This is a genomic window from Salmonella sp. 2020_1395, assembly GCF_043848115.1.
Taxonomy (GTDB): domain Bacteria; phylum Pseudomonadota; class Gammaproteobacteria; order Enterobacterales; family Enterobacteriaceae; genus Salmonella; species Salmonella enterica.
In genome coordinates this window covers 226,568-251,881 of sequence record NZ_JBCMFH010000006.1, presented here as the reverse complement: position 1 = coordinate 251,881, position 25,314 = coordinate 226,568, and the positions used below count along the sequence as shown (strand labels likewise).

At 52.4% G+C, this 25,314-nt stretch carries 19 protein-coding genes; 7 read left to right on the top strand and 12 right to left on the bottom strand.

What is annotated here, in order from left to right; all coding sequences use genetic code 11:
* Nucleotides 1-48: 48 nt before the first annotated feature.
* Nucleotides 49-1,401 (top strand): glutathione-disulfide reductase, encoded by a 1,353-nt coding sequence (gene gorA / locus ACH0WD_RS12190; RefSeq protein ID WP_000160777.1) that lies wholly within the window; start codon nt 49-51, stop codon nt 1,399-1,401.
* Between the two features lie 46 nt (nt 1,402-1,447).
* Here the strand turns inward: gorA and fraE are convergent, their stop codons facing one another.
* The 5 genes from fraE to ACH0WD_RS12165 all read right to left on the bottom strand — a co-directional run bounded on the left by fraE (nt 1,448) and on the right by ACH0WD_RS12165 (nt 6,704).
* Nucleotides 1,448-2,491 carry a fructose-asparagine asparaginase gene (gene fraE, locus ACH0WD_RS12185; protein WP_000702187.1) on the bottom strand — a complete coding sequence of 348 codons (1,044 nt, stop codon included), beginning with the start codon at nt 2,489-2,491 and terminating at the stop codon, nt 1,448-1,450.
* Nucleotides 2,492-2,549: 58 nt separating this feature from the next.
* Nucleotides 2,550-3,869 (bottom strand): anaerobic C4-dicarboxylate transporter family protein, encoded by a 1,320-nt coding sequence (locus tag ACH0WD_RS12180; protein WP_000498935.1) that lies wholly within the window; start codon nt 3,867-3,869, stop codon nt 2,550-2,552.
* 53 nt (nt 3,870-3,922) lie between these two features.
* Entirely contained in the window at nt 3,923-4,768 is an 846-nt protein-coding gene (gene fraD, locus ACH0WD_RS12175) for a fructose-aspartate kinase (RefSeq protein WP_000028430.1), read from the bottom strand.
* A 63-nt stretch (nt 4,769-4,831) separates the two neighbouring features.
* Entirely contained in the window at nt 4,832-5,809 is a 978-nt protein-coding gene (gene fraB, locus ACH0WD_RS12170) for a 6-phosphofructose-aspartate deglycase (RefSeq protein ID WP_010989080.1), read from the bottom strand.
* 175 nt (nt 5,810-5,984) lie between these two features.
* Complete coding sequence (locus tag ACH0WD_RS12165; RefSeq protein ID WP_000572565.1) at nt 5,985-6,704, bottom strand: GntR family transcriptional regulator; 720 nt, start codon at nt 6,702-6,704, stop codon at nt 5,985-5,987.
* Between the two features lie 325 nt (nt 6,705-7,029).
* Here ACH0WD_RS12165 and ACH0WD_RS12160 point away from each other — a divergent pair, with 325 nt between their 5' ends.
* Nucleotides 7,030-8,679, top strand: coding sequence for an alpha,alpha-trehalase (locus tag ACH0WD_RS12160; protein WP_000934254.1), 1,650 nt, complete (start codon nt 7,030-7,032; stop codon nt 8,677-8,679).
* A gap of 12 nt (nt 8,680-8,691) precedes the next feature.
* Here the strand turns inward: ACH0WD_RS12160 and ACH0WD_RS12155 are convergent, their stop codons facing one another.
* The gene (locus ACH0WD_RS12155; RefSeq protein ID WP_000185009.1) at nt 8,692-10,281 is read right to left on the bottom strand and encodes an STY4199 family HEPN domain-containing protein; all 1,590 of its coding nucleotides are present in this window, start codon (nt 10,279-10,281) and stop codon (nt 8,692-8,694) included.
* A gap of 280 nt (nt 10,282-10,561) precedes the next feature.
* On the opposite strand from ACH0WD_RS12155, the gene ACH0WD_RS12150 reads away from it, so the two are divergent.
* Nucleotides 10,562-10,918, top strand: coding sequence for a glycoside hydrolase family protein (locus ACH0WD_RS12150; RefSeq protein WP_001120252.1), 357 nt, complete (start codon nt 10,562-10,564; stop codon nt 10,916-10,918).
* A 5-nt stretch (nt 10,919-10,923) separates the two neighbouring features.
* On the opposite strand, the gene ACH0WD_RS12145 is transcribed toward ACH0WD_RS12150, so the two are convergent.
* Nucleotides 10,924-11,526: a response regulator transcription factor gene (locus tag ACH0WD_RS12145; RefSeq protein ID WP_001196081.1), complete on the bottom strand. Its 603-nt coding sequence runs from the start codon at nt 11,524-11,526 to the stop codon at nt 10,924-10,926.
* Nucleotides 11,527-12,156: 630 nt separating this feature from the next.
* Between ACH0WD_RS12145 and ACH0WD_RS12140 the strand changes: the two genes are divergently transcribed.
* The 3 genes from ACH0WD_RS12140 (at nt 12,157) to ACH0WD_RS12130 (ending at nt 15,830) form a co-directional block, all read left to right on the top strand.
* Nucleotides 12,157-13,056 carry a LysR family transcriptional regulator gene (locus ACH0WD_RS12140; protein ID WP_000358043.1) on the top strand — a complete coding sequence of 300 codons (900 nt, stop codon included), beginning with the start codon at nt 12,157-12,159 and terminating at the stop codon, nt 13,054-13,056.
* Nucleotides 13,057-13,128: 72 nt separating this feature from the next.
* Nucleotides 13,129-14,157 carry an inner membrane protein YhjD gene (yhjD, locus tag ACH0WD_RS12135; protein ID WP_000191235.1) on the top strand — a complete coding sequence of 343 codons (1,029 nt, stop codon included), beginning with the start codon at nt 13,129-13,131 and terminating at the stop codon, nt 14,155-14,157.
* 350 nt (nt 14,158-14,507) lie between these two features.
* A complete protein-coding gene (locus ACH0WD_RS12130; protein WP_001148981.1) occupies nt 14,508-15,830 on the top strand; it encodes an MFS transporter in 1,323 nt (440 codons plus the stop codon).
* Between the two features lie 39 nt (nt 15,831-15,869).
* On the opposite strand, the gene ACH0WD_RS12125 is transcribed toward ACH0WD_RS12130, so the two are convergent.
* Nucleotides 15,870-17,930: an AsmA family protein gene (locus ACH0WD_RS12125; RefSeq protein WP_000158667.1), complete on the bottom strand. Its 2,061-nt coding sequence runs from the start codon at nt 17,928-17,930 to the stop codon at nt 15,870-15,872.
* A gap of 109 nt (nt 17,931-18,039) precedes the next feature.
* Entirely contained in the window at nt 18,040-18,807 is a 768-nt protein-coding gene (gene pdeH / locus ACH0WD_RS12120) for a cyclic-guanylate-specific phosphodiesterase (protein WP_000595626.1), read from the bottom strand.
* A gap of 228 nt (nt 18,808-19,035) precedes the next feature.
* Here pdeH and ACH0WD_RS12115 point away from each other — a divergent pair, with 228 nt between their 5' ends.
* A complete protein-coding gene (locus ACH0WD_RS12115) occupies nt 19,036-19,965 on the top strand; it encodes a sugar kinase (protein WP_000037585.1) in 930 nt (309 codons plus the stop codon).
* A gap of 53 nt (nt 19,966-20,018) precedes the next feature.
* Here the strand turns inward: ACH0WD_RS12115 and ACH0WD_RS12110 are convergent, their stop codons facing one another.
* The 3 genes from ACH0WD_RS12110 to hmsP form a co-directional block, all read right to left on the bottom strand.
* Nucleotides 20,019-21,506, bottom strand: coding sequence for a pitrilysin family protein (locus ACH0WD_RS12110; RefSeq protein ID WP_001163182.1), 1,488 nt, complete (start codon nt 21,504-21,506; stop codon nt 20,019-20,021).
* Nucleotides 21,507-21,725: 219 nt separating this feature from the next.
* Entirely contained in the window at nt 21,726-23,012 is a 1,287-nt protein-coding gene (gene dctA / locus ACH0WD_RS12105) for a C4-dicarboxylate transporter DctC (RefSeq protein ID WP_000858228.1), read from the bottom strand.
* A 157-nt stretch (nt 23,013-23,169) separates the two neighbouring features.
* Nucleotides 23,170-25,176, bottom strand: coding sequence for a biofilm formation regulator HmsP (gene hmsP / locus ACH0WD_RS12100; RefSeq protein WP_001266364.1), 2,007 nt, complete (start codon nt 25,174-25,176; stop codon nt 23,170-23,172).
* Nucleotides 25,177-25,314 lie beyond the last annotated feature (138 nt).

Sequence of the window (25,314 nt, the reverse complement as noted above, 5' to 3'; positions counted from 1 at the left end):
GGGTAGCGCAGAATCTATCCGTCCGACAACGAACATAAAGGAGCGGTCATGACCAAACACTATGATTACATCGCTATCGGCGGCGGCAGCGGCGGTATCGCCTCGATTAACCGCGCCGCTATGTACGGCCAGAAATGCGCGCTCATCGAAGCCAAAGAGCTGGGCGGCACCTGTGTTAACGTGGGCTGCGTGCCTAAGAAAGTGATGTGGCATGCCGCGCAGATTCGTGAAGCGATTCATCTGTATGGCCCGGACTACGGTTTTGACACCACGATTAATCAGTTCGACTGGAGCAAGCTGATTGCCAGCCGTACCGCGTATATTGACCGCATCCATACTTCATACGACAACGTGCTGGGCAAAAATAACGTGGATGTGATTAAAGGCTTTGCCCGCTTTGTCGATGCCAAAACCATTGAAGTGAACGGCGAAACCATCACCGCCGACCATATTTTGATCGCTACCGGCGGCCGTCCGAGCCATCCGAGCATTCCAGGCGTGGAATACGGCATTGATTCCGACGGTTTCTTTGCGCTGTCTGCCTTGCCGGAGCGCGTCGCAGTGGTAGGCGCAGGTTATATCGCCGTTGAACTGGCTGGCGTTATCAACGCGCTGGGGGCGAAAACGCATCTGTTTGTCCGTAAACATGCGCCGCTGCGCAGTTTTGACCCGATGATTAGCGAAACGCTGGTTGAGGTGATGAACGCCGAAGGCCCGCAACTGCATACTCACGCCGTGCCGAAAGCGGTGGTGAAAAACGCCGACGGCAGTCTGACTCTGGAACTGGAAGATGGCCGCAGTGAAACCGTTGATTGCCTGATCTGGGCCATTGGTCGCGAACCGTCGACCGACAATATTAATCTGGCGGCAGCGGGCGTGAAAACCAATGAAAAAGGTTACATCATTGTCGATAAATTCCAGAATACCAACATTGAAGGCATTTACGCCGTTGGCGACAACACTGGCGCGGTAGAGCTAACGCCAGTCGCCGTCGCCGCCGGTCGCCGTCTCTCCGAGCGCCTGTTTAACAACAAGCCGGACGAGCATCTGGACTACAGCAACATCCCGACCGTGGTCTTTAGCCATCCGCCTATCGGCACCGTCGGGTTAAGCGAGCCGCAGGCGCGCGAGCAGTACGGCGACGAGCAGGTGAAAGTCTATAAATCATCGTTTACCGCTATGTATACCGCGGTAACGACACACCGCCAGCCGTGCCGTATGAAGCTGGTCTGCGTCGGGCCGGAAGAAAAAATTGTGGGTATCCACGGTATCGGCTTCGGCATGGATGAAATGTTGCAGGGCTTCGCGGTAGCGCTGAAGATGGGCGCTACCAAGAAAGACTTCGATAATACCGTCGCCATCCACCCGACCGCATCGGAAGAGTTTGTGACCATGCGTTAAGATCTTGTGCGCCCATCTTCGAGGGTGGGCGCACAAGCCTGCATGATTAATACGTACTGAAATAACTCTGGATCAGTTCCGGATTACGCGTCTGAGTTAATGCCGTCATCAGCAACACTCGCGCCTTCGCCGGGTTGAGCGAGTCAGACACCAGCCCTGGCTGCCCTTTATCCAACGGTACTACGCCGTTTCCGGTGCGGGAAGCGCGCACCACGATAATCCCGGCTTTCTCCGCTTTTTTAATCCCCGCGTCGCTGCGTACCGAGACCGAACCTGCGCCGGTTCCGGCATAAATAATACCGTCCGCGTGATGGGCGATCGCCGCATCATACATATATTCCGGGTCGTCCTGATAGCCGTAAATAATCACCACATTGGGTAATTTCTTGATATTACGTACGTCAAAAACAGATCGCAGGGTATGAATTTTTTCCACCCGCGTTTCGAACTGTGGCTGACCATTAACGATGACCCCCAGATAGCCCTCTTCCGGCGCTTTAAAGGTATCCAGAGTCGTGGCATTGGTTTTCGTTACAAAGCGCGCCGAACCAATACGATCGTTTAAAACAACCATTACACCGCGTCCCTTCGCATTCGGGTCAGCAGCCACCGTGACCGCTTCCAGCAGGTTCATTGCGCCATCGGCGCTGATTGCCGACGCGGGCCGCATTGCAGCGGTAAACACCACCGGTTTGTCGCTTTTCACGGTCAAATTAAGAAAGTAGGCGGTTTCATCGAGCGTGTCAGTGCCATGAGTAATGACCACACCGTCAACATCATCCCGCGCCAATAACGCATTCACCTTCTGTGAAAGTTTCAGGATAATATCGCTGGTCATATTTTCGCTACCAATATTCGCCACCTGCTCGCCGTCAACGCGAGCGATATTATTCATTTCCGGCACGGCATTTATTAATGTTTGCACGCCAAGTTCACCGGATTTATATCCGGCGGTTTGCGTATTATTGGCTGCCGTCCCGGCGATAGTACCGCCTGTCGCGAGAATAACAATATGCGGTAGTGACGTTGTGCTAAATACACAGTGGCTGATGAGCAGCAACACGGTGGCCATGAAAATTCTGATTTTCATTTTCTTCCTCTGAATTAAAAATAATAAGTGACGTGTGCTATAAAAAATTTAATAACAATCAGGCCAGAACCATTTTTCCTATTAACAGCCCGACAATGACCGAGACAATCACGTTAACTAATCCCGGACGCATAAAACTATGGTTAAGCACATATTTGCCGATACGCGTCGTACCGGTATCGTCAAACGCCAGCGCCGCCAGACACTGCCCCGCCACCGGAATAAAGAAATAGCCGTTAACGGCAGGCCAGGAGCCAATTAATGCATAAGCAGGCAACCCTAACGCCAGTCCCAGCGGCAACAGAATTAACGTCGTTGCCGCCTGGCTGCTGACCATAGCGGACACGAAAAACATCATAATGGCGATAAGCCAGGTATGCTGTTGCAATAGAGTTTGCACTTCTGCCTTAATCAACGCGATATGACCATTCACGAACGTCTCACTCATCCAGGCCAGGCCGAAGGCGCAGACAATCGCCAGCGCGCCCGCCCGAAATACCGTACCGCTGATAATCTGATCGACCTGCGGCCGACATAACAACACAATCAGGCAGGCAAAAGAGAGCATCGTAATCTGGATAGCGGCGGACATCGAAAGCGGTTGTAGCCCTTTCGCTGTTTCCACCATGGGCCGCAGCGCCGGAATCAGTCCTAACAGAACGATAACGATCGCGCTGGTCAGAAATAACGCCACCGACAATTTGGCGCGCGAAGTGACCACCGTATTTTTACTTTCTTTCTGCGCAGGTTTAATTAACCCTTCAGCAAGCCGACGTTGATATTCCGGATCGTCTTTTAACTCTTTTCCTTTATTAAAGGTCGCTATTGCCCCCATCGCTACGCCGATTAACGTGGCAGGCACGCAAATCATCATTATGGTTGAAATAGAGACGCCCAACGGCGCCATTAAACCAATCATCGCCGCCATGGCGGCAGATATAGGACTGGCGGTGATCGCCTGTTGCGATGCAATAACGGAAATAGATAAAGGACGTTCCGGTCGAATACCTGAATCCCGTGCGACTTCAGAAATAACCGGTAGCAAACTATAAACGACATGCCCCGTTCCTGACATAAAAGTGAATATATAACAGATAAACGGCGCTAATAGCGTAATGTAACGAGGGTGGCGACGCAGAATTTTTTCCGCCAGTTTAACCAGTAAATCCAGCCCGCCGGAGGCCTGTAAAGAAGCGGCCGCCAGGACAACAGAAAGAATAATCAGAATAACATCAATCGGTGGCGTAGAAGGCGTCAGGCCAAAAATAAAAACCATCACGCCGACGCCTAACCCGCCGACCATCCCTAAAAATACGCCGCCGATCCTGGCGCCTATCATCAGGGCCACAAGGATAAAACATAATTCCGTCCAAAACATACTTCCTCCTGGGTTATCTGGAGTGAGTGTCGCTTTACATTGAGGGACGTAACCTATTGTGCAAACGGTTTACCAAAACCAAATGCGCCGTAATGAGATAACACCTGCGCCGCCGATTTCCCGCCCTGCCGCATGGCGCGTAACACGCTTTCTTTATCGGGTTCCGCCATACCCGATTGCAAAATGGAAAGCAAAAAACCGGTTAAGAAGGCGTCGCCTGCGCCCAGCGTATCGACAGGTTCGATATAAGCAGGTTGCCACTCCAGATAATCCGCGCCGGAAAAATAATAAACTTTTTCATGCCCGCAGGTGGCAATAATATGCCGACAGCCATAACGATAAAGTTTATTGAGTTTTATTTTGATTTCATCTGGCGATAACCCGCTACAGGAGACAAATCCATAATCTACCCACGGGCATACCTTTTCAAAATAGTCGTCTGTACCGCGCCCGGAAAAATCAAAAGAGAGTAAGACAGTTTGTTGTTTAATTTTCTCCAGTTCCGATTCCAGGTGGCCGTTAATACTGGAATGGACTAAGGTAAATTGTGATATATAGCGAAGATCGTCGTCAGACAGACTAAAAGGATGTTCCCGCAATACGCCGTTTTTGTTGCTGGCGACAAATTGCCGATCGCCATGCGAGAGACGGATACAGGCATACCCATTTTCGCCGGTATAATGGCGGCTGTGAGAGATGTCTATCTGTAGCTGGTGTAATACATCCTGTACGTGCTGCGCGGCGTCGTCATTGCCAAACGCCCCCATAAACGCGCTGGGGATGTCTGCTAATTTCGCATAGACAGCAAAATTTAATGCATTACCGCCGGGGTACATGATGCCGGAATGCAGGTATTTATCGACAACGTTGTCGCCAATACCCAATACGCTGATGCTCATCATTATTCCTTGTTTGTCTTTACAATAAAAAGCGTCCCTGCTTTTTTATCCATCCTGATGTAATTAATATTCCACTTTCCACATATAGCGGCGCGTCGTTAACGGATGCTGACGCGCCTCAGCTAACGCCCGATTGTAAACGGGATAAACGTTATTAAAGAGAGAGTGGTTAAAGTAATCAATAACCGTGGTTTTAATGGTCGATAGCCCCAGCTCTTTCGCATCGACAACTTCAATCCGGCGGCCATATTTTTTCAGGAAGTTTAACGCGCGTTCATCCACCGCCCGCGTATTGCCCTCGGAAAACTGGAAGAAGAAAGGCGTATTCGCATCGGTAATTTCAAACGGCCCGTGGAAAAACTCACCGCTATGAATACAGGCGGAATGTATCCATTGCATTTCCATAAAGATGCAGATGCTCTGTAGGTAGGCTGCGCCATAGCCCGCGCCGCTGGCGACGGTGTAAATGACTTTATCGTCTTTATATTCCTGCGCGAACGCCTGCGCGCGTTCCGCAACCTGCTCGCAAGCGCGCCAGACGATACGGTTGATTTTGCTGACGCCATCCTGAAAATCGTCATAGTGCGCATACCCTTCCGTCTGCTGGAGCAGTTCGACCGCACTCAGCAGGCCTTTCATCGTTTTCTCTCCGGCAATATCTTTACCGTCGCCAAACGTGTACGTTTCCACATAGTCGCAATGCGCCACCAACGGTGAATCCATTATCCAGGTTAAACCAATGACCGGCGCGCCGTGCTGACGGGCGATTTCAGCCGCTTTAATTGTCTCTGGCGTATTACCTTTGTGGGAGGCGACAACCACAACGGCATTTTCTCCCAGCGCTACCGGCGGGTTGTTAATAAATTCTCCGCTGTTATACAGACCGACAGTCAACGCTTTCGCTTCTTTTTCTAAAAATGCTTTCGCCGGATAGAACGCCGCATAAGAACCGCCGCACGCCACATAATAGACGTGTTTAACGCCTCCTTTCTCTGCCTGGCTGGTCACAATATTGCTAACTGTCTCTTTCATACCCATCATGCTTTCCTCTGGTTCCATCAATGATACAGGCGAGGATTCGCCATAAATGACTCATAATGTATTGTTATTTTTATATGACATTTAAAGACATTTGATCAAGATGGAAACCAAAAAAAATCGGGATCCGCGATCTGGATCCCGATTCAGCCTGCTCTTCGTTAGCGTAATGCTGACATCATACGGTAAACCGTATTTTATCGCCGACAATCAACTGTTGCGAAACGCAGGAGAGTTCTCCTTTGTTATCAATCATTTCACTTTTTATCAGGATCAGCGGATAACCCTCGTTGACGCCAAGATAATGGGCGACTTCAAAGCTGGCATAAACCAGTTCGATCATCTTACGGGAGTGGGTAAACCATAAGTGGTGTTTCTCGCGTAAGCATTCATACAAAGAGTGATTATTAAGATCTTCGTCCAGCAAAAACGCAAAACGTGGGGGAAGATGTACGGTTTCCAGCGATACCGCCACATCGTCGGCATAGCGGATACGTTCAATGACGACCGCTTTTTCGCCATCGTTCATATTCAGTAACGCTTTTGTCTCATCGTCTACCGATTCAAAAACGGATTTGATAGTGCGTGACCCCGGGCGACGTCCCTGGGACTGGCATAACTCGCTGAAACTCATGATGCCGGTCATGCTACGCTGAAATTTCTCACCAGAGACAAAGGTGCCTTTGCCGGAGACACGGGTCAGCAAATTTTCACGCGTCAGCGCATCCAACGCCTTACGGACCGTGACCCTGCTCACCTGCCAGCGCGCGCTCAGTTCATTTTCCGTCGGGATCTGCTGGCCTGGTTTATACTCTCCACGCGCAATGGCCTCTTTTAAGGCGGCTTCAAGCTGCTTATAAAGCGGTTTGGCGCTTTTACTGTCGGGTTGCTCGATCATTTGTATCCATTTGTATTATCATGGTGCCATAGCTTGTATTATAACTATTTACGTTACCTTTGCTTGTGAATCCACGCCATGCGGTGACGTAGTGATACCGCTATGAAACGAATGTTCTGATTTTAGGTCTGGGGTGGGCGTCATGAAAATAGGATTTTCGCAATACTATTCAGTAAGTTATGAAGTGTTTTTCTTGAGAGACAAATTGCAAAATGTGATCTATCGCACACTTTGCCACTCAGGTATCGAAGCGAATGTCTACGCTTAATAGACAGCCGGGCAACACCCGTATCTTTTACGACGCAAGCCGGAGGTCCTTGTCATTATGCTCAACCAGAAATTAAACCCCACGCCTTCTGAAGATCTGACTATTGATGTCGATCTGCTTTATGAAACAGACCCGTGCGAGTTAAAGCTGGATGAAATGATCGAGGCGGAACCGGAGCCGGAGATGATCGAGGGGCTTCCCGCCTCTGACGCCCTGACCCCTGCCGATCGGTATCTCGAACTGTTCGAGCATGTACAGTCAACAAAACTGTTTCCAGACAGTAAAACGTTCCCGGACTGCGCGCCGAAGATGGACCCGCTTGATATCCTGATCCGCTACCGTAAGGTCAGACGCCACCGTGATTTTGACTTACGCCGCTTCGTCGAGAACCATTTCTGGCTACCGGAAACCTTATCCAGCGAGTATGTCTCTAACCCCGAAAACTCGCTCAAAGAACATATTGACCAGCTTTGGCCGATACTGACGCGCGAACCGCAGGATCATATTCCGTGGTCTTCGCTGCTGGCGCTGCCGCAATCCTATATCGTGCCGGGAGGCCGTTTTAGCGAAACCTATTATTGGGACTCTTATTTTACCATGCTGGGTCTGGCGGAAAGCGGGCGCGAAGACTTACTTAAATGTATGGCGGATAATTTCGCCTGGATGATTGAAAACTATGGCCATATTCCCAACGGCAACCGGACCTATTATCTGAGCCGCTCGCAGCCGCCGGTTTTCGCCCTGATGGTTGAACTATTCGAAGAAGATGGCGTACGCGGCGCGCGGCGTTATCTCGACCATCTCAAAATGGAATACGCCTTCTGGATGGACGGCGCCGAATCGCTGGCGCTCAACCAGGCTTATCGCCACGTTGTGCGGATGCCGGACGGTTCCCTGCTGAACCGCTACTGGGACGATCGCGACACGCCGCGCGACGAGTCCTGGCTGGAAGATGTCGAAACCGCAAAACACTCCGGTCGTCCGCCCAATGAAGTCTACCGGGATTTGCGCGCCGGGGCGGCGTCCGGTTGGGACTATTCTTCACGCTGGCTACGCGATGCGGGCCGGCTTGCCAGCATACGCACTACCCAGTTTATCCCTATCGATTTGAACGCTTTTCTGTATAAACTGGAGAGCGCTATCGCCAATATTTCAGCACTGAAAGGCGAACGTGACACCGAGGCGCTATTTCGCCAGAAAGCCAGCGACCGACGCGCCGCCGTAAACCATTATCTGTGGGATGATGAAAACGGCTGTTATCGGGACTATGACTGGCGACGCGAAGAAATGGCGCTCTTTTCCGCCGCCAGTATCGTGCCGCTGTATGTCGGTATGGCGAACCACGAGCAGGCCGACCGTCTGGCAAACGTGGTACGCAGCCGTCTGTTAACGCCCGGCGGGATTATGGCGACCGAATACGAAACCGGCGAACAGTGGGATAAACCGAACGGCTGGGCACCGCTGCAATGGATGGCGATTCAGGGCTTCAAACTGTATGGCGACGATATGCTGGGCGATGAAATCGCCCATAACTGGTTAAAAACAGTGAACCATTTTTATCAGGAGCACCATAAACTGATCGAGAAATACCATATTTCCGGCGGTACGCCCCGCGAAGGCGGCGGGGGCGAGTATCCGCTACAGGATGGGTTCGGCTGGACCAATGGCGTGGTGCGCCGCCTGATTGGCCTTTACGGAGAGCCTTAACCTGCTCCGACCTCAGTGAATCGCATCATAAATGGCTGACTGAATTTTCAGCCATTTTTTATTGTCTGCGCTGGGCCGGGCCTCAGCGCGCAATCGGGCCTGCTCCGTATCGTGCTGCTGGCGCGTCACAACAGCCGGAACGGTGCAAAACGTTTGCAAATAGGTTTTATGCATCGCGGTCAGCGGCGCGCCGCTCGACATGTCATGACTTAACGTTGTGATAAATCGTCGGCAGGGTTTGACCTCATCCATCAGCGCGGGATAACGCAACAACAGTTGCAGCACCTCGGTATGTCCTGCCGCAAACGCCTGCTCCGTCCACGCGAGCTGCCAGTTCATTCCGCCCTGGAGGAACAGCGCCGTCACCCGCGTATCATTGCGCTCTATCGCCGCCCGCATGGTAAACGCATCCCAGGTAATCCCCATATGATTGAGCGTTTCCCGCGCGGAAGGCGCCTCGCGCGGCGGTTCATCCTGCGCCATTGCGGGCGCTTGCCCGTTATCGGAGCCTGGCGACGACGAACTAAATAGCCAGAACGCGCCCGCCAGTATCGCCAGCGTCATGACGCCAACCCCGGCCCACAAAGTGCCGGAAATAAGTTGCTCACGCTCTTCAGGCGTACGCGGAGGCCGCTTACGCGGTGGTTCTATGCTCTCGCTAATCTCATGCTTATCTCCCCCGGCCTGCCGATCTTTAAGCCGCGCGGTTTCCCAGAACTGGCGCAATTCACGTTCATCCGCCAGCAGAAACGAAGCGGGATTCACGCGAGTACGTTTTTCGGCATAGGCGCGCTGGATGGGCCGAACGATTTGCTGATACTGAACGTTTAGCAGCATAAGCTGCGCTGAGGTGAGCGGCTGCCTGGCGATAACCTCGTTTCGCGCGAGGCGGCAATCATCCAGAAACATACGCAGGGTAGTGCGCGACTCGGCGAACAGCGTTAACGCTGAGGCGTCATTAAAAATTCTGACGTAATGACGGGCAAACAATTTTTTATCGACCACCATAAGCGCCAGTTCGCTGAACAACATGCCTTCCAGCGCATGTTGATCTTCTCCCTGTTTTAACCACTGGCGCAAACGGTCCGGGCCAAAATGTTGCTTGAGGTAGTGATTCAGCGACGCCCGATCCGGCCATGCGCGCGCAATAAGCGCTTTTAACGTCAGTTCTATCGCCCGAAGCTGACGCTGCGCCTCAAGATGCGCCTCCTGGTCGGGGTCTTCCAGCTCAGTTTGATACGTCAGTAGCGGCTGCTGCTGACGTAGATGTTCCAGCGAGGTGACAAAACGCAACGCGGCAAGGAGTTGATTTTCGCTCACCTCTTGCCCGCTGTCATACTGGGGAACATGCTGCTGAAGGTGACGCAGTTGCAGCATAAACTGGCTCAACTGCGCGTCATTTATCCGCAATTTTTTCGCCACCGCGCCCCAACCGCCCAGGTTAAGACGCGCCTGCTCAAGTTGTTCCATGAACCACCGGGGCTCTTTTCCCTCTGTGGTATGAATACCCAGCAGCAGCAGGATTTCTATTGATGCCTGGCGGATAATCCCCAGGCTATGTTCAAAAGGCGCGCGTGTCGCCTGCGAAGCGCTATTCGTCATTATCTTCCCTAAAAAGACGATCCCGCGACGAGATCTTCGTTTTCTTTTAATTATGTTTTTTCATAGATATAACAGATTTAGCCACATTTCAGTGACTTAATCTTAATGATTGCAAATTTATAAGAAGATCGGTTACTAACCAAAAACATCAGTTTTTCATTCTGTCAACGCGGCGTGACGCTGAACGGCATAGACCTTTTCCCTGCCTGCGTTTGGCCGTCTGACCGCTAGCCACGCGTGCAGCACACTTTATAATCGCGCTTTTTATGAGAAAGATGCCATGCCGCACATTTCATCTCGCTTTAGCTCCGCCTGCATCGCGTTTATTAAACAGTGGCAGGGTCTGTCGCTGGAAAAGTATCGCGATCGGCAGGGTAACTGGGTGATTGGTTACGGGCATATGTTGACGCCGGATGAGACGCTGACGTTCATTACGCCCGAACAGGCGGAGGCATTCTTGCTGGATGACCTCAATAGCTGCGATATGCTGCTACAGAATTGTTTGCCGGAACTTAACGATCGGTTTCAACGCGAAACGCTTATTGCGCTGATGTTCAGCATCGGACATCAGCGTTTTTTATCATTAATCAATACGGGTGATATTTCACAGCCAGAAATAAGCGGACTGCGAATTTAACGTCGCTAATTCGATTCATTTAACATCATGGCGGCCTGGGTACGATTTTTTACATCCAGCCGCCGGTAAAGCGACTCCAGATGCGCTTTAACCGTCCCGGTACTAATATTTAACGCCCGCCCAATTTGTTTATTTGATTCTCCTGCGGCAAGCATCTGTAAAATTTCCCGCTGGCGGGCGCTTAACGCTTTTATATCACGGGACTCCAGCTCCGTTGAATTTAACCAATCCCCCGGTAAAAACATCATCCCGCGAGCGACAGCATTGAGCGCAAGGACAAAGGTTTCGGCATCAGAATCGCGTGGCACCACGGCCTGAACGTTAAATTGCATGACTTCATGCAGCCACTTTTGACTGCCATCCATCGCCGTGATAATAATCTTCACCTCCGGAAATTGCTGCGCGATTCTTTGTAGCACCTCGCGGCAAAATTCAGCATCCAGGCCGCTATCCAGCATGACCAGCGCATCCGGCGCGCTTTCTATTTTTTGCCAGAGTTCTTCTGCCTGACCGACACTCTGGATACTTATTCCTGGAATGTGCTGCTGCAAACTGATTTTCATTCCATGAATAAATATTGACTGCCTGTCAAACATGATTACCTGCATTACTTTTCTCCACCTGGGTAAGATAATAGTCTCAAGATGAGGAAGGGTATTACCCGTAGGGTAAAATAAGAAGTCGCCATTTGGTATAGGCCATTTTACCGATAGTCATTGGTTGAGGAAGGGAAAGGTTATGAATATTTACAGCTTCAACATCGGGATTACAGAATTCGCTAAAATTAGCCTTTTAAAGTAAGGAATATCTTATTAGCGCGAACAGCCAAGGCTAATTTGAATATTAATTTAATGAAGAGTACGCCTGGCGCGTCACAAAGGAAATATCTGCTTTTCGCCTGATGTGTTACAAAAAATAAAGTAGCACATTTTGTTAAAAAATAGCCAATCCGCCTGAAAACCGCGACGATGGGTCAATGACAATACCGTGTATGTACATGCATTTCTCTCTCCCACTACACCCGCGGCTATCAGCGTGTTTTACCGCTCTCGTCCCGTTTATCGGCTTTTTGGCGCTAAAAAGCCTGGCCAGAAGGCGATAAATCCGCCGCACAACGCGATCAGACGTATTCGTCACGCGAGCAATGATTGCGAAAGGGCTTATTAGATGCTAGAAAATCAATAAAACCAGCCGCTTCAGCGTCACTGTTTCAATAAAAACAATAATAGAGCCTGATGATGGATAAAATATATGCAATGAAATTGTTTGTACGCGTGGCGGAACGGGAAAGTTTTTCCCGTGCAGCAGAGGATATCGGCCTTCCCAAAGGCAGCGTCTCACGGCAAATACAAGCGTTAGAACATCAACTGGGCATCCGCCTGCTCCACCGCACCACCCGGCGGGTACAGCTTACTCAGGACGGAATGGTTTACTACGAACGGGCAAAAGATCTGTTGAGTAACCTGGATGAACTGGAGGGTCTTTTCCAGCCTGATCCCGCCAGTATCAGCGGCAAAATACGGGTAGATATACCGCCATGTCTCGCAAACAGCCTTATCATGCCGCGCCTGCCCACTTTTTTGCATCAGTATCCCGGCATTGCGCTGGAACTTTGTAGTAGCGATCGACAGGTCGATTTACTACGGGAAGATTTCGACTGCGTGGTGCGTACAGAGCCGCTACATGCGCCAGGGATACTGACGCGCCCGCTTGGCAAACTGAGAAGAGTGAACTGCGCCAGCCCACAATACCTGGCGCGCTTTGGGTATCCAGAAAACCTTGACGATCTCGCCTCACATGCGGTGGTGCATTATTCATTGACCCCGGGAGTTTCTTCACCGGGTTTTGCCTTTGAAACTCCCCACGATATGCAGTGGGTAAAAACCGGCGGAATGCTAACGGTAAACAGTACGGAGACCTGGCATACGGCCTGTCTGGCAGGATTAGGAATCATTCAGACGCCGCGCATTGCTGTACGGGAGGCGTTACGCGCCGGAACGCTCATTGAAATTTTACCGCAATATCGCGCCGCTCCACTGCCGGTGACGCTGCATTATCCCCATCGCCGTAATCTTTCCCGCCGGGTACACCTGTTTATGGTATGGCTGACGGAAACCATTAAAGAGGCCGCAGAGTAGCCGCATTTTCAGCATCCACCGGGGAGAAGCTATACTGACATATTCTATTAATGATGAAGGACTACCGACCTGATGACGCAGGAAAATGACGTAAAACGCCCTATTCAGGAACTGGAGCACGACCCGATACAAAAAATAAAAACGCAGCCGCATGACGCCCCGGAAAAAAACGAAAAGGCAAATCAGGCGTTGCATTCCGTCACCACCCTGATGCAAAAAATTCAGCGTCAACCAATGGTGGCCCACCTCATTCGCGCGACCGAACGTTTTAACGATCGACTGGGTAATCAGTTTGGCGCGGCTATCACCTACTTTTCGTTTCTGTCGATGATCCCGATAATGATGGTGTCCTTTGCCGCGGCAGGTTTTATCCTCGCCTCGCACCCTAATCTACTGGAAGATATTTTCAGCAAGATATTGATGAATGTGAGCGATCCTACGCTGGCGTCCACGCTTAAAAATACGATTAATACGGCGGTTCAACAGCGTACCACGGTAGGGCTGGTCGGACTGGGTATCGCGCTCTATTCCGGCGTTAACTGGATGGGCAACCTGCGGGAAGCGATTCGCGCCCAGTCACGGGACGTCTGGGAGCGCAAGCCACAGGATCAGGAGAAAATCTGGCTCAAATATCTGCGCGATTTTATCTCGCTGATTGGATTATTAATCGCTTTAATCATTACGCTGTCCATTACTTCCATCGCCGGTTCCGCCCAGCAGATGATCATCTCCGCCTTGTATCTCGACAGCATCGAATGGTTAAAACCGGCCTGGCATTTGATCGGTCTGGCCATCTCTATTTTTGCCAACTATCTGCTTTTCTTCTGGATTTTCTGGCGACTGCCTCGCCATCGTCCCCGTAAAAAAGCGTTGATTCGCGGGACATTTATTGCCGCTATCGGTTTTGAGGTGATTAAAATCATTATGACCTATACGCTGCCGTCACTGGTGAAATCGCCTTCCGGCGCGGCGTTTGGCTCCGTACTCGGTCTGATGGCATTCTTCTACTTTTTTGCCCGCCTGACGTTATTCTGCGCGGCCTGGATAGCCACCGCCGAATATAAGGACGACCCGCGAATGCCGGGTAAAACGCAACGCTAGTCTGCGGCTTGCTGCCGGATGGCACGCACGGCGTCGTCATTCGGCCTACTGGCGTGTGGTCCCAGGCCGGGCAAGCAAAGCGTACCCGGCGGTACAATCAGGCACGTCCTTCCGCCTCATCTCATTGTTTCAGCATATAAATCCAGTAATTAACTTTTATTTAACCTTAAACCAGTTTTATCCACCAATTCTAAAATTATGTGAAGCATTTCATAGACGCAAAATGGCTGGCTTAAACATTATCCCCTTTTTGCGCTTTTTTTGACCATTTTTGGCTTTTGTTACACATTGAAATATAACTTTTGCTGTGCGTAATATGGCTATTCGTTCGCTAAAAATAAGAAAATAGTATGCAAGCAACCGCCACAACACTCGACCATGAGCAGGAACATGTTCCGGTAAACTCACGCAATAAAGTCGTTATTGCCTCGCTTATCGGCACCGCAATTGAGTTCTTCGACTTCTATATTTACGCCACCGCTGCGGTGATCGTGTTCCCCCTTATCTTCTTCCCCCAGGGCGATCCCACTGCGGCAACGCTACAATCGCTCGCCACCTTCGCTATCGCGTTTGTGGCGCGTCCGATCGGCTCTGCGCTATTCGGCCACTTCGGCGACCGGGTAGGCCGCAAAGTCACGCTGGTGGCTTCGCTGCTGACGATGGGGATCTCCACGGTCATTATCGGTCTGTTACCGGGCTACGCGACGATAGGTATTTTCGCGCCGCTGCTGCTGGCGCTGGCGCGTTTCGGTCAGGGACTGGGGCTGGGCGGCGAATGGGGCGGCGCGGCGTTATTAGCGACGGAGAATGCGCCGCCGCGCAAACGCGCGCTATATGGCTCCTTCCCGCAGTTGGGCGCGCCGATCGGCTTCTTTTTTGCCAATGGCACCTTCCTGTTGCTCTCCTGGCTGCTGACCGACGAGCAGTTTATGAGCTGGGGCTGGCGCGTGCCGTTTATCTTCTCGGCGGTGCTGGTGATTATCGGCCTGTATGTGCGCGTGTCGCTGCATGAAACGCCGGTGTTTGCGAAAGTCGCCGCAGCGAAAAAGCAGGTAAAAATACCGCTGGGCACGTTGCTGACGAAGCATGTCCGCGTAACCATTCTCGGCACGTTTATCATGCTGGCGACCTACACGCTGTTCTATATCATGACCGTCTATTCCATGACTTACAGCACTGCCGCCGCGCCGGTGGGGCTTGGCTTGCCGCGCAATGAAATACTGTGGATGCTGATGATGGCGGTGATTGGTTTTGGCGTGATGGTGCCCGTCGCCGGCCTGCTGGCGGACGCATTTGGCCGTCGGAAAAGCATGGTCATCATTACCACGCTCATCATTCTCTTCGCGTTGTTCGCCTTTACCCCGCTGCTGGGTTCAGGCAATCCAGCGCTGGTATTCGTGTTCCTGTTGTTAGGCCTGAGCCTGATGGGGCTGACCTTCGGCCCAATGGGAGCGCTGCTGCCGGAGCTATTTCCGACGGAAGTGCGCTATACCGGCGCATCGTTTTCCTACAATGTGTCATCGATTCTGGGCGCTTCCGTCGCGCCGTATATTGCCGCATGGCTGCAAAGCCACTACGGGCTGGCGGCGGTAGGGGTTTACCTGGCGTCAATGGCGGCGCTGACGCTGATTGCACTGCTATTAACCCATGAGACGCGTCATCAGGCGTTGTAATAGGGCGCCGGATGGCATCATCCGGCGCTACGTTTCACGTTACTGCTTCATCTGCGTTAAAATCGTCCGGCACTGATTGGCTTCGCCTTCAGAGGGCGAAATGAGCGCCAATAGCGCGGCGGCGGGCGTTACCAACGTCGCCAGCGCTGCCGCAACCGCGCCGCGCGCAATCAGCGGGCCGGGCTTGACGCCCGCCTGCGGATTTTTAAATGTCCCGCGCACGTACAGCGGCGATCGCAGCGTAATAATACGAATCCCCTTACTTTCCGGATCAATGGTTAAATCGAGCTGTTCAGAGGCGAAGCTCGCCGTACCGGTCACGTTAATCAACGCATTTTCTGTATCAAAAGCAAAAATTTGCGGTCGCGCCACGCCGTTCGCAATATTGAGATTCGCCGCCGCGCAGTTAACCCGCACTTCGTCATCGCCAAAAATCTGCCCGACAATATAGTTGCCGACGTTCAGCCCCACGATTTCCATCAGGTTGCGGCTAATCAATCCATCATTCATCAATAATTTCAGATTGCCGTTACTGTTGCCAAGCAGCGCGGCGACCGAGTTGCCCGTCCCGCGAATATCCGCATCGCCGTTCAGCTCGCCCAGCGTTTTCTGCATCAGCTCCACATCCGGCATCAGTTCTTTAAGCTTCAGCCGACGCGCCTGTATATCCGCCCGCCCCTGCATTGGCTTTTTATCCCCTTCCAGATGGATGTTGGAGACAATACTGCCGCCTGCCAGACCAAACTTCAGCGGCTGTAGACGTAAGTCGGCGTTTTTCAGGATGATATGGGTCGAAAGATCGCTAATCGGTAGACTGCCGCCATGCTCAATACGCCGGCCTTTAAACCGGACATCGGCGTCCATAACGTCCCATTTGTCGGTTTCAAAGCGATCGTAAGGCAACACTTTATCCGCCGGCTGAACATTCTTCTCGCCTTTGCGCTGTTCAGACCGTTTCGACTGCTCAGCGTCTTTCCCGGAATCCACGCCAATCAGCGGCCCAAGATCGGCCAGTCGTAACTGGCGCGATTCGACATCGCCTTCCAGTTTAGGGCGCGGTTTACCGGTGGTATAAGTGAGGGAGCCGTGGATATCACTGTCGCCAATGCGCCCATTAAAACCGCGATAATCAAATACCGATGACTTTTCGGCGTCAATTTTCGCCACCAATCGCCCATCGGTCTCAAACGGCGGCGTATCCGGCAGCAGCACGCCGGTTAAATCATATAAATCGCCCAGTGAATCGCCAGAGAATTTAAGCCGCAGATCGACGCCGCCCATTTTCATCGGCTCGTTCACCACGCCGCTAAAAGCCACCCGCGTGTTGCCAGAGCGGAAATCGGCCTGCACAGGAAAAGGCGTACTTTCGCTGCGTAGCGCCAGCATACCGCCTATTTTGCCCGTACCGGTCAACGGTTCCCCGTTATAACGCCCCTGCGCCTTCAGGCCGAAGACATAGTCGCCCACGGTGGATTTGTCTGCTTTGCCTTTCGTTCCCGTCACTTCGCTGAACGGCAACGGTTTGCCTAACGGATCGACCAGAATAGTGATATCCGCTTTACTGACCTTATCATCGATCGCGATTCGCCCCTGGTCGAAGAGAATATTATCCAGCCGGAAGGACCAGGCGGAAGGTTTAGCATTGGGGTCCGTATTCTTGTCTTGCGCGAGGTTAAAGGACCAGTTATTGGTTTTCTCGGACAGACGAATAAGACGCGCGTCGGGTTTCACCAGTTTGATCCACGGCAGCCAGACGGTTTTGGTCAGGAGCGCCAGCGGGGCAAGCGTCGCCTCAACGCGTGGCAGATGTACCATCGTAACTTCCGGAATATCCGGCGGATTGCCGAGAATGACGTCTTCCGCGTGAACATGCGGCCACGGTACCCAGCTTCGCCAGCCGGTCTCCTGTTTTTGGCGTTCCCACACCACGCCTAAATCGCCGCGAATAGCGAAAGGCCGGTTCAATTCGGTAGAGACTTTCTGGTTGATGGTCGGTTTGAGGCGGTTCCAGTCAAATGTTGCGATCAACAAAATCACTATGGCGATCAACAACAAGAAAGTCCCTGTGATGGCGGCGGTTATTTTGCCTGCTTTAGTCATGTGTTATTTCCTCACTTCTTCCCTTGCCTGTCCTAAAGATAGTTCAGCCAGACGAAAAAGGAGGATGACCGCGCCTCGTAATACCACGTATTACGGGAACAGTCTGGCGTTACAGGGTCAGAATCACCTCTTCGAGCGATATCAGCGGCACGGGTCGAGAAAGAAAATAGCCTTGGGCGGCAAAGGCGGGCGAACGCTGCACATCACGCCACTCTTCCAGCGTCTCCACGCCCTCGACAATAACGCCGCGGCAGTAGCGGTTCATCAGTTGCAGCAGCAGAGTGAACAGGTTGCGTCCCTCCGGAGACTGACGCAGCATGACGAACAGCTCGCGCGCCACTTTAATGTAGTCATAACGCACTTCGCTCAGCGCTGAAAAATTGGCCATACCGGTACCAAAATCATCCAGCCACAGCGGGCCGAACTCACACATCGAGGCGAAAGAGGAGTCTTTCGGCAAACGAATATGTTCCACCAATTCGAAACGCAGCCAGGGTAAGCGCTCCATCGCTGCCAGAATGTCCGGCTGTCGTCGCATGGCAATCAGCGTAGGGCCGTCGACATTGACTGATGCCAATAAGTGATGGCGAGTGAAAAAATCCGCTTTTTGTTCAAGCTGATGAAGTTGTTCTTTCACTACGTCAATGCGGTGTCGAACCGCTAACTCCGCGAAATAACGATCCGGGGCAATACGTCTGGAAGGGTTATCAGGATGGGTGACGACAGTGAGAAGTTCAACCGCCATCAAACGGCCATCCGTCTGGTATATCGGCTGGTAAGTATAGGCACGCTCGCATTGCAGCCAATAGCGCCGTTCCTGCAAATTCTCTATACCTGCATCAGGAACGCGTAGCTGCTGGATAACCTGCTTTATCATCTCAGTTGTCCTGTTAATGGGAGTGTGACTGTCCGGACTCGTCAAAGGTTATCGGCGTTCAGGCAGAGAACTTTACCCTCGGTCCCTGGCAAAATAAAAACAGACCCCGAAACTTGTCAAAAATACGCACTTGCTCAAAAAAATAATGGACCGATGTTTTAATATTATTGACCACTAAACATCCACAGCGCACACTAACGCTAATTTTTACAGATCAGGTTCACGACTATGTCTAAAAAGATTGCCGTGATTGGCGAATGCATGATTGAGCTGTCGCAGAAAGGCGCTGATGTTCAGCGCGGCTTCGGCGGCGACACGCTGAATACCTCCGTTTATATTGCCCGTCAGGTCGATTCTGCCGCTCTGGCCGTTCACTATGTGACGGCGCTGGGTACCGACAGTTTCAGCCAACAGATGCTGGAGGCGTGGCAGCATGAAAATGTGGATACCTCGCTAACGCAGCGGATGGAAAATCGCCTGCCAGGCCTCTATTACATCGAAACCGATGACACTGGCGAGCGTACCTTCTACTACTGGCGTAACGAAGCGGCAGCGAAATTCTGGCTGGAGAGCGAGCAGTCAGCGGCTATCTGCAAGGCGCTGGCGACCTTCGATTATCTCTACCTGAGCGGCATTAGCCTCGCGATTTTAAGCCCGACCAGCCGTGATAAGCTGCTGTCTTTATTGCGTGAATGCCGGGCCAACGGCGGGAAAGTCATTTTTGATAATAACTATCGCCCGCGTTTATGGACAAGTCGCGAAGAAACGCAGCAGGTCTATCAAAAGATGCTGGACTGTACTGATATCGCCTTCCTGACACTGGACGATGAAGACGCGCTATGGGGTCAGCAACCCGTGGAAGAGGTCATTGCCCGCACCCATGCGGCAGGCGTGCAGGAAGTGGTGGTAAAACGCGGGGCGGACTCTTGCCTGGTCTCGATTCAGGGCGAGGCGCTCATTGACGTTCCGGCAGTGAAACTGCCGAAAGAGAAAGTGATAGACACCACTGCCGCAGGCGACTCCTTCAGCGCCGGTTATCTGGCCGTTCGTTTGACGGGCGGCAGCGCGACGGATGCCGCGAAGCGCGGACACCTGACGGCCAGCACGGTGATTCAGTACCGTGGGGCCATTATTCCGCACGACGCGATGCCGCAGTAAGTCATTCGCTCTTGCCCGGTGGCGCTGCGCTTACCGGGCCGACAGGCGGCAGCTTACTGTGCCGCCGGTGTTTCCGTCACTTCCGGATGCGCCTCATCTGCTTCAACAGCGGCGGCAGTTGTCGGGACCATGATTTCATCCCACGTCGCCTTTAACGCCTTCATATTAAATTCCGGCTCGCCTTGCGGTTGCAGCAAAATTAATGCCATCTCCTGCGATAGCTGCTGACGTAGATTCTGATTGAGCATATCGACGGTCAGACTGTTGAGGAAATTCTGGCGCAGCTTCTGATACTGCTCCGGCGCGATATCCACCACCTGATTTTGCAGCGAGCGCATACGCTGTCCAGTCAAAATGTCAGTATCGGTACGCGCGTAGGTCGCGAACAGCTTTTGCAATTCGAGATTTTTCTGCGCCACCAGAGCAGTAAACTCCTCTTCCGACAAACCTTTATCGCGTACTTTCGCCAGTTCATTCGCCACCAGGCTCAAATTGGTATTGAGCTTATCATTAGGTGATTCAATGTTGATGGCGCACTGCGCGCGCAGAAACAGAACCCGGCAGTCAAACCCCAGACCAATATCTTTCGCGTTATTTTTAGTAAGCTCTTGCTGGATATGCCAGAACAGCGCTTCGCGCGCCAGATCCGCCTGCCAGTAGCGCAACAGCGCCGCCGATTCGCGAATCGGTTGCCACGGCGTATCCCACATAATGGAGAGACGATCCTGGCGCACCGCATCGGTCATAATGCTCACTGATTCCGCCCGCAGCGGCGAAAGCGTCGGCACCGGGGCGGGCGTTTCGCGTTTACCTTTCAGCGTACCGAACGTTTTATTGATCTGCTCGGCGACGGAGCGCGCATCAATGTTGCCGACAACAATCAGCGTCATGGCATCCGGGGTGTACCATTTTTCATAGAAAGCCTGAATTTTGGCTGCGTCTACCGGCTGCTTTAACGGTTCCGCGGGATCGTGCCCCAATAACGCCGATCCTTTCAGCCGATAACGCCACCAGCCCTCTTTAGTATCTGCTGGCCACGTCGCAACCATATCTTCGCTGCTTAACGCATGATTCACCGTCTCTGGCGTAATGGTTAATTTACCGGAGACGTTAGCCAGATAGGTCAGCGCTTCTTTCAGCAGATCGTTACGGTTATTGGGTAAACTGAGGTTATAGAGCGTGGAATCATAAGAAACAATAACGGGCGGCATGGGACGTTTCGGATCAAACCCTTGCTGCCATAAAGAACGTGCCTGTGCGGCATCCAGACCACCGCTTTGCGTCAGCGCGATACGGGGAATCGCATGGCTGAACCCGCTCTGTTGCGTACTTTCGGTGAGCGAACCGGTATTAACCTGGAGACGAACTTCAATACGATCGCTGGGGCGCTGAGGCGTAGCCAACACTTGCCACTGTAACCCATTAGCCAGCGTCCCCTGTTGCCATGCCGGATCGGGCTGGAGCGCATCTGCCTGCACATAGCCGGCAGAGGCCAACATCAACAGACTGCCCGCTAAGAGTCGAATTTTTGTGCCCTGCATGTGAACCCCTGATCAACAATCCTGGTAATAAAAAGACAGCCCCGGCAGGGATGCCTGAATATGACGTAAAAACACTTCGTGTTAGACCGCGAGAACCTAAAAATGTCACGGAAGAAGTGAAATAATCCCTAAGCATCATGCTGTATGCTTTGGGCGCAGGGGTCAATTATGCGCAAACACCCGCAGTCCTGGAAGGGACTACGGGCATAAGTGGCGAGATTAGGAGGAAATTTCGTGCGTTTTGCCATCCGGCGCACGATTATTAAGCACATCGTCCAGCTTTTGGTGATCTAACTCTTTCACCCATTTAGCAACCACCACCGTCGCCACGCCGTTACCCACCAGGTTAGTCAGCGCGCGCGCTTCGGACATAAAGCGGTCGATACCGAGGATTAACGCCAGTCCCGCAACCGGTAAATGGCCTACGGCGGAGATAGTGGCCGCCAGCACGATAAAGCCGCTTCCGGTCACGCCCGCGGCGCCTTTTGACGAGAGCAGCAGCACGACCAGCAGCGTGATCTGGTGGAAGATATCCATATGGCTGTTGGTCGCCTGGGCGATAAACACCGCCGCCATCGTCAGGTAGATAGAGGTGCCATCGAGGTTGAACGAATACCCCGTCGGGATCACCAGCCCTACCACCGACTTACGGCACCCCAGTTTTTCCATCTTATCGAGCATACGCGGCAACGCTGACTCGGAAGAGGAGGTGCCGAGCACAATGAGTAATTCTTCCCGGATATAGCGAATAAATTTAAAAATGCTAAAGCCCGTTACCCGTGCAATCGTCCCCAGCACCACCACCACGAAGAGAATACAGGTGATATAGAAGCAGATAATGAGCTGCCCCAGTTGCACCAGAGAACCGACGCCGTATTTACCGATGGTGAAGGCCATCGCGCCGAATGCGCCAATCGGCGCCAGGCGCATGATCATATTGATGATGCCGAAAATGACCTGCGAAAAACTCTCAATCACATTGAAAATGAGCTGGCCTTTGCTGCCCAAACGGTGCAGCGCAAAACCAAACAACACCGCAAACAGTAAGACCTGCAGAATGTTGCCGCTGGCAAACGCGCCGATCACGCTGCCCGGTATGACATCCATCAGGAAGGCAATAATGCCCTGCTCCTTGGCTTGTGCGGCATAAACGGCCACCGCCTGCGCATCCAGCGTTGCCGGATCGACGTTCATCCCGGCGCCAGGTTGCACAACGTTGACGATAATAAGACCGATAATCAGCGCAATCGTACTGACAATTTCAAAGTAAAGCAGCGCGACCGCGCCGGTACGCCCCACCGCCTTCATGCTTTCCATGCCTGCGATGCCCGTCACGACAGTACAGAAAATGACAGGAGCGATGATCATCTTAATGAGCTTAACGAACGCGTCGCCAAGCGGTTTCATTTGTGCGCCCAGTTCAGGATAGTAATGGCCAAGGAGAATACCAATGGCGATTGCTGTCAGGACCTGAAAATAAAGACTTTTGAACAGAGAGGTTTTCATAGGGTGTCCTTGAAGTAAAAACCACAGGTCTTGTAAGGTTATGAGTAACCTGCGGCCTTAAAATAACACCCACACAACATGACAGAAATGCGCCAGGATCATAATTGAAACAAAAATGTTAAAAAGTTTGAGCTGGCTCGCACAAGCGCGACCTTTTTTAACTTTTGTAATCAGGATTTTCGTGCGACAGATACCGTTCTTCAAAGATATCCGCGGGAACGGGCCGAGCAAACAGGAAGCCTTGCGCGACGTTGACTCCCGCCTGTTCCAGCCACGCGCGTTGCGCCTCGTTCTCCACGCCCTCGGCAATCAATTGTAAATTAAGACTGCGGGCCATCAGAATAATCGCCGTCACCATACTGTGATCATCTGGTAACCCATCGACAAACATTTTATCAATTTTAAGGATATCGACCGGTAGCGACTTCATATGCTGTAACTGGCGCAGCCCCGCGTAACCCATGCCAAAATCATCCAGTGCGATACGCACGCCAGCATTACGTAACGGACGTAAGATAGCGACGGCAGCGTGCGGATCGTCGATACGGCGGCTTTCAGTGACCTCAAGAATCAGCGTACCTGGTTGAATACGATAGCGGTTTAACAATTCCAGCAGCTCCGACACCATGCCAGGGTGCATGAGCTGTAACGCGGAAAGATTGACGGAGAGCGGCAATGTCACGCCGCGCTCCTGCCAGGCAGCAAGCTGGCGACAGGACTCTTCCAGCACCCAATGGCCCACCGTGACCATCAGGCCGCAGGATTCAATGCGCTCAATCAGCCCATCTGGTAATTCCCAGCTACCGTCCGGCTGTTGCATACGTAACAAGGCTTCGGCGCTTAATACGTTGCCGCTGCGCATCTCGACCTGCGGCTGCAGCCAAATGGCAAACTGATGGTTATCCAGCGCGGTAAGGATATCGCTCTCTTCGGTAAGGCGCTGTTGAGCGGCCTCCATCTGCGTCGGGTCAAAGAACTGGATCTGATTTTTACCTTTTCGGCGCGCGGTAAACGCGGCGGAGACGGCGCGGCTATAGAGCTCTTCGGCGGTCAGATCGCCATAATACATCGCAATGCCAATACTGCAGCTTGGGCGCAGTTGAATACCCTGAATGGGCAGTCGTTCATTAATGATAGTGAGTATTTGCTGACCTAATGTAATGGCGTGCCACGGCTCTTTAACGCCGTGGGCGATAATGGCGAAGTCATACCCGCTGACCTGCGTAAGCACCATGCGCGGCGCCAGCACCGACTTCAGCTTCTCAACCAGCGTCAGTAATAGAATCTCCCGCTGCGTTTCTTGCAGCACGCCTGCCGTGTCACGCAACGTTTCGCACGTCACGATGATAAGCGCGGTGGTCTGTTGGCGGGTGATAACCTGTTCCAGCAGCGCCATTAAAAAGGCTTTATTGGGCAGCTCGGAAACCGGAAAACGCATCGCGTTGTCCGTTTGCTCCTCGCGTTGACGCTGCATAAGCTGCTGGTTGAGGTTATAGCTGCGCACCAGCATCCCAATTTCATCATCCTGATGCAGACGCGGCAACGCCAGCTGATGTCCGATCAGCTCCTGCTGCGGAATGTCGTTCAGCTCGCGGGCGATTTTGCGCAGCGGATGCACAATCAGGCGGTTTACGCACCAGGCGATGGCCACCGTCAGGATCAGCGATAAAAGTAAGTAAATGGTCACTAACGTAGAGAGCGCGCTCATGACGAACTTGTACATACGGTACGAATCCGCCTGCAATACAAGGTAGGCCAGCGGTTGCGGATTGGCGGGACGCTCCAGCGAATAAACCGGCAAAGAAATTTGTACCGGCAGTTCGAAGAGACGCGTCACCATAACCGGGACGGGGCGTTCAGGAATGAAGCGCTTACGCAACGCCTGGAACTGATTCGGCAATACCACATCGGCGCGACTCACCACGCCCGCAGGTTTAATACTTTCCAGAATGGTTTCCGCGCCGGGGAGATCCGCTTTTAGAATCGCGGAAGAAAGAGGTTCCCGAACAGATCGCGCGATACTTTCCAGTTGCGTAGCCGTGTTGTAGCGGTTCTGCTGTACCAGATGGAACAACAAAACGGTGCAAAAGACAAAAACAAACACCATGACAACGGCCGCAACCATTGCCATCTGTTTAATTGTTAACGAGCGGCTGACGCGCAAATTGACTCTCCCTGGATATCCCGGACTGCCGCCTGAGTATACCCGATTGCAGCGGCATTAAGAGAGGCTGTATCTGAAAAGGACTTTTCTGAATAACGGTTAATGATAGCGTCTGATGGCGCTGCGCTTCTCAGGCCT